We start from the raw sequence: 5,134 nt of genomic DNA, 5'->3' as shown, positions 1-5,134 counted from the left end.
ATTTATATTTGCACCTTATTAAATTAGTTAGCAATATTAAAGATTAAATGGAAGACCAAAAAATTTTATTACAAAAAATAGTAGAAGGAATTCAAGAAAAAAAAGGAAAGAAAATCATAACAGCAGATCTTTCTGCCATAGATTCAGCTTCGGCAGAATATTTTATCATTTGCGAAGGTGGATCAACAATGCAGGTTTCTGCTATTGCAGACAACATTCGTGAATATACTCAACAAGAAACAGGAATTAAACCGTTCGGATATGATGGATATCAAAATTCACAATGGATCGTTTTGGATTACGGAAATATTTATGTTCACGTTTTTCTTCCTGAATATCGGGAATATTATAAATTAGAACAATTATGGAGTGATGCCAAATTGACAGCACTGCCTGATGTGGAATAGTTATTGTTGTTTTTATAAAACAATATTCATTACTTATTATTACTGTATGGAGAATAAATCAAAACCTCAAGGTCCTAACAATAAAAAGCCTAAAATGATCCGATTCAATTTATATTGGATGTATTCATTGATTGCTTTTGTATTGATAGGCCTTTATTATATGAATGGCGATTCGAACTCAAAAGAAGTAACTTGGTCTGAGTTTGAAGAAGTTGCCCGCGATAACGGGATAAAGCAGATTGTCGTTTACACGAATAAAGACTATTTAGAAGCCTATATCAAAGATAGTACAGCACAAAAAGTTTTTAAGACTACAGCTGATAAGATAGGTAAAAATCCTAAAATATTTACGAATATTCCATCGGCAGATGCTTTTGACAAAAATGTAGAGACATGGCGAAAAGAAAACGGGTTCAATGCAGCTGTCAAGTATGACAAAAGCAGTGATTTCTCGGATATGTTTTTCTCATTTTTGCCGATTATCTTATTATTTGCATTTTGGTTTTTCATGATGCGAAGAATGTCCGGTCAAAGCGGAGGAAGCGGAGGAGTATTCAATGTTGGGAAAGCGAAAGCACAACTTTTCGACAAAGAAGGTCCGGTGCAGGTATCTTTTAAAGATGTGGCAGGATTGTCTGAAGCTAAGCAAGAGGTCGAAGAAATTGTTGAATTTTTAAAGAATCCGGCTCGTTATACTGATCTTGGAGGTAAAATTCCTAAAGGGGCTTTACTCGTAGGACCTCCGGGAACAGGAAAAACTTTACTTGCCAAAGCGGTAGCGGGAGAAGCTAATGTGCCGTTCTTTTCTCTCTCAGGATCAGATTTCGTCGAAATGTTCGTCGGAGTCGGTGCTTCTCGTGTAAGAGATTTGTTCCGTCAAGCCAAGGAGAAAGCTCCTTGTATTGTTTTCATTGACGAAATTGATGCTGTCGGGCGTGCTCGAGGGAAAAATCCGAATATGGGTTCGAATGACGAGAGAGAAAATACATTGAACCAGTTATTGACAGAAATGGACGGTTTCGGTTCTAATAGCGGAGTTATTATCTTGGCTGCAACAAACCGTGCTGATATTCTGGATAAAGCATTGTTGCGTGCCGGAAGATTTGACCGCCAAATATATGTGGAATTACCCGACCTAAACGATAGGAAAGAAATCTTCCGGGTTCATTTACGGAATGTGAAAATAGATGATTCGGTTGATGTCGATTTATTAGCTCGACAAACTCCCGGATTTTCCGGTGCAGATATTGCCAATGTCTGCAACGAAGCAGCTCTCATCGCCGCACGTAAAGGGAAAAACTCCGTTCAGAAACAAGATTTTATGGACGCTGTAGATCGTATTGTCGGAGGGCTTGAAAAACGGACAAAAATAACAACGGCAGAAGAAAAAAGGTCTATTGCAATCCACGAGGCCGGACACGCATCTCTAAGCTGGTTTTTACAATATGCCAACCCGCTGGTCAAAGTAACAATCGTACCTCGAGGTAAAGCTTTAGGTGCAGCATGGTATCTACCGGAAGAACGTCAGATCACGACAAAAGAACAGATGCTGGATGAGATGTGTGCAACATTAGGCGGACGAGCCGCGGAAGAGCTCTTTATCGGACGTATTTCTACCGGTGCTGCAAATGATTTGGAACGGGTGACCAAACAAGCCTATGCTATTGTCGCATATTTTGGAATGAGTGCAGAATTACCGAATCTTTCTTATTATGATTCTACCGGACAAGAGTATGGCTTTACCAAACCTTACAGTGAAGAAACCGCCCGTATGATAGACAAGGAAGTAAGTCGTATTGTGAATGAACAATATGAACGCGCTAAATCTATATTGTCAGAGAAAGCAGAAGGACACCAGCAACTTACACAGGTTTTACTTGAACGTGAAGTTATCTACACAGAAGATGTAGAAAGAATTTTCGGAAAGCGACAATGGACTTCTCGTTCGGATGAAATTTTAAATGAAAACGAAGCTAAGAAATCTCAATCAGAGCCTGACAAACCAAATAGTGAACAGACGGACGATGAGCTTTCGACGAAGAAAGAGCAAATGCCGCCTATAAATGAAACAAAAAACAATGCTGAAATTCCTGAAAAAGCATAATCAGTAGTAACTATTATAAGAGTTGCTGTATTTATATTACAGCAACTCTATTTCTTTATATAAACACATAGAACGACAAAATAGACAAAATAAACAAAACATACTATGAACAAATTAGTAATCAACAATTTCGAAGAATTCGAACAATATGTAGGTAAAGAATTGGGAGTATCGGATTATATGCAAATCACCCAAGAACAAATCAACAAATTTGCAGATGCGACTTTCGATCATCAGTGGATACATGTAGATGTAGAAAAAGCTAAAGCGGAAAGTCCTTATAAATCAACTATTTCACATGGATATTTAAACTTATCGATACTGCCTTACCTTTGGAATCAAATTATAGAGGTAAACAATGTAAAGATGCTTGTAAATTACGGTATTGAGAAACTACGTTTCAATCAAGCTGTATTAGTCGGAAACGAGGTGCGATTAAGAGCAAAACTACTGTCTTTAGTCAATTTGAGAGGGATAGCAAAAGCTGAAATAAAAGTGTCTTTGGAAATTAAAGATTGTAAAAAAACGGCATTAGATGCAACAGTAATTTTTCTATATCATTTTATGTAATCTTATATTGAAAAGTACTTTATATTACCTAAAACCTTAATTACGAATTTATTTATTAAAACTTATTTGTTTTGAAAAATCTAATTATCAGAGCTATTACAGGTATATTGTTTATCGGTATTATTATCGGTGCTATATTATACAGCAAATATACACTATTGGCATTGTTGCTTGTTATCACAACATTGACACTTACCGAGTTTTACAGGTTAATAGAGGGAAGCAATTCACCAAAGATCACTTTATTTGTCAATATATTGGGAGGAAACTATTTAACCCTATCACTTTATTTATATGCAAGCGATATATTGCCTGCTTTTTCTAAAGGAGTTGTTTTTATTCCCTATTTGATCTACTTTCTTTGTTGTTTTATCATTCAACTATATATGAAAGATAAAGACCCGATAACTCGATGGTCTCATTCTTTTATGGGACAAGTTTACATTGCTCTTCCTATAGGATTATTGAGCTTTCTGGCTTTTGAACCTTCCTCAACTTTTTTATTTTATAATCCATGGCTGCTTTTATCATTTTTTGCTTTTATATGGATCAATGATACAGGAGCTTTTCTTGTCGGATCGGCAATCGGAAAAAAACGATTATTCGAACGCATTTCACCTAAAAAATCATGGGAAGGTTTTTGGGGCGGCATTGCATTCAATTTAGTATTAGCATACATCTTATCGACACAATTCAACGTTCTAAGTCAACTTGAATGGTATGGATTAGCCATAACCGTTTCGATATTCGCAACATTAGGAGATTTATGTGAATCTCTTTTAAAAAGGACTTTACAAATTAAAGATTCCGGCTCTATCTTACCGGGACACGGAGGAATGCTCGATCGGTTTGACAGTGTATTATTGGCAGCACCGGCAGCAGTAATCTATCTCTTTTTATGTCATCAATTCTATTAATTAAAAAGATAAACAAAAAAACGCAGGAAATTTATCCTGCGTTTTTTTGTTTATCGTATGCGAAATAGCTTAATAAGCTGATTCGCCAAAATTAACAGGACAGAAATAAAGGCCAAAAACGTAAACAAGTTCATCACAGAAAAAAGCTCTTTATAGTCACTGATTGCGGTGATCGATTTTCCGAACATAAAACAAAGTGACAGTCCGAATATTGCAGAAATAAACCACACCGTCATCTCAATAATTCGTATTTTCCGTCTGGTTTCTCCGGGTAATCGATTCATCACTCTACGAGAAAACCACACCTCTCTGCGTAAAGGTTGTGCATGCTCCTTAAAGAATGCTTTCAACTTATCATCATTCTCCATATTTATAATCCTCTTTATCTAAATATACATTCAATCTCTGACGAGCCCGAGAGAGATGAGATTTGACTGTTCCCGAAGGCATATTCATAATTTCCGAAACTTTATTCAAAGACAGATCTTCCAAATAAAACAGTTGTATTATAGCTCTTTCTTCCGGCTTAAGAATCTGCATCGCTTTGTATATATCTATATTACGAATTACCGTTTCGGAAGGAAGTTCATAATCTTGATCCAAAACATCCGAACTATACTCTTCCGAACATTTCCGACTCCGCATAAAATCATAAAAAACATTATAGGCTATTCTAAAAAATCCATGTAGAGAACGATGACAGACCTTTAAATGAGCGCAAACTGGTATATGCCTTAATAAATGTCTCTTGCGCCAAATCATCACTCAACATAGCATCTCCTAAAGTTTGATTTAAAAAAAAGCGCTTTATCTGAGGATGATATTTATCAACCAAACGGGTGTATGCCCTTCTGTCATCGTTCAAAAGACACTTCGCAATCAATAAAATATCTTCATTCTTGCTCATTTATATTCTGCTCTTCTTTAGACAGCTCTTCAATCCGGGATTTTTCTTCTATTCTATAAACCAATAATTGCCCCAAACCTATCAATATCGGTATTACAGAAAAAGCCCAAACATATTTATTCTCTGCAACAAGTCCGAAAAACAGGATACCGATACCTAAAGCTATTAGCGTAAGTGCTGTACTCAAGCGTTTCTTACTATATAACGGCTTTTTTGAGGAAGATTCTTC

At 36.2% G+C, this 5,134-nt stretch carries 6 protein-coding genes and 1 pseudogene; 4 read left to right on the top strand and 3 right to left on the bottom strand.

Features of this window, described 5'->3' with window-relative positions; translation table 11 throughout:
• Positions 1 to 47 precede the first annotated feature (47 nt).
• The 4 genes from rsfS to AC1WHX_RS10330 all read left to right on the top strand — a co-directional run bounded on the left by rsfS (position 48) and on the right by AC1WHX_RS10330 (position 3,998).
• Entirely contained in the window at positions 48 to 407 is a 360-nt protein-coding gene (rsfS, locus tag AC1WHX_RS10345; protein WP_009319640.1) for a ribosome silencing factor, read from the top strand.
• Positions 408 to 453: 46 nt separating this feature from the next.
• Complete coding sequence (gene ftsH / locus AC1WHX_RS10340; protein ID WP_122338365.1) at positions 454 to 2,511, top strand: ATP-dependent zinc metalloprotease FtsH; 2,058 nt, start codon at positions 454 to 456, stop codon at positions 2,509 to 2,511.
• 105 nt (positions 2,512 to 2,616) lie between these two features.
• Positions 2,617 to 3,081 (top strand): MaoC family dehydratase, encoded by a 465-nt coding sequence (locus tag AC1WHX_RS10335; protein WP_009319642.1) that lies wholly within the window; start codon positions 2,617 to 2,619, stop codon positions 3,079 to 3,081.
• 71 nt (positions 3,082 to 3,152) lie between these two features.
• Complete coding sequence (locus AC1WHX_RS10330; protein ID WP_122304176.1) at positions 3,153 to 3,998, top strand: phosphatidate cytidylyltransferase; 846 nt, start codon at positions 3,153 to 3,155, stop codon at positions 3,996 to 3,998.
• Between the two features lie 50 nt (positions 3,999 to 4,048).
• Here the strand turns inward: AC1WHX_RS10330 and AC1WHX_RS10325 are convergent, their stop codons facing one another.
• The 3 genes and pseudogenes from AC1WHX_RS10325 to AC1WHX_RS10315 form a co-directional block, all read right to left on the bottom strand.
• Positions 4,049 to 4,366: a DUF5056 domain-containing protein gene (locus AC1WHX_RS10325; protein ID WP_009319644.1), complete on the bottom strand. Its 318-nt coding sequence runs from the start codon at positions 4,364 to 4,366 to the stop codon at positions 4,049 to 4,051.
• A pseudogene (locus AC1WHX_RS10320) lies at positions 4,356 to 4,905 on the bottom strand (RNA polymerase sigma factor). The gene AC1WHX_RS10325 and the pseudogene AC1WHX_RS10320 overlap by 11 nt, the downstream one beginning before the upstream one ends.
• The coding region (locus AC1WHX_RS10315; protein WP_481229293.1) for a DUF6249 domain-containing protein at positions 4,892 to 5,134 on the bottom strand (243 nt) is incomplete at its 5' end. The pseudogene AC1WHX_RS10320 and the gene AC1WHX_RS10315, both read right to left, overlap by 14 nt.

The organism is Coprobacter sp. (genome assembly GCF_982436375.1).
The sequence above is the reverse complement of the archived record's forward strand: the minus strand, read 5'-3'. Positions and strand labels throughout refer to the sequence as shown.

Bases quoted from the DNA above. Each gene is read 5' to 3' on its own strand.
- rsfS (WP_009319640.1), top strand. From the start codon at position 48: ATGGAAGACCAAAAAATTTTATTACAAAAAATAGTAGAAGGAATTCAA.
- ftsH (WP_122338365.1), top strand. From the start codon at position 454: ATGGAGAATAAATCAAAACCTCAAGGTCCTAACAATAAAAAGCCTAAA.
- AC1WHX_RS10335 (WP_009319642.1), top strand. From the start codon at position 2,617: ATGAACAAATTAGTAATCAACAATTTCGAAGAATTCGAACAATATGTA.
- AC1WHX_RS10325 (WP_009319644.1), bottom strand. From the start codon at position 4,366: ATGGAGAATGATGATAAGTTGAAAGCATTCTTTAAGGAGCATGCACAA.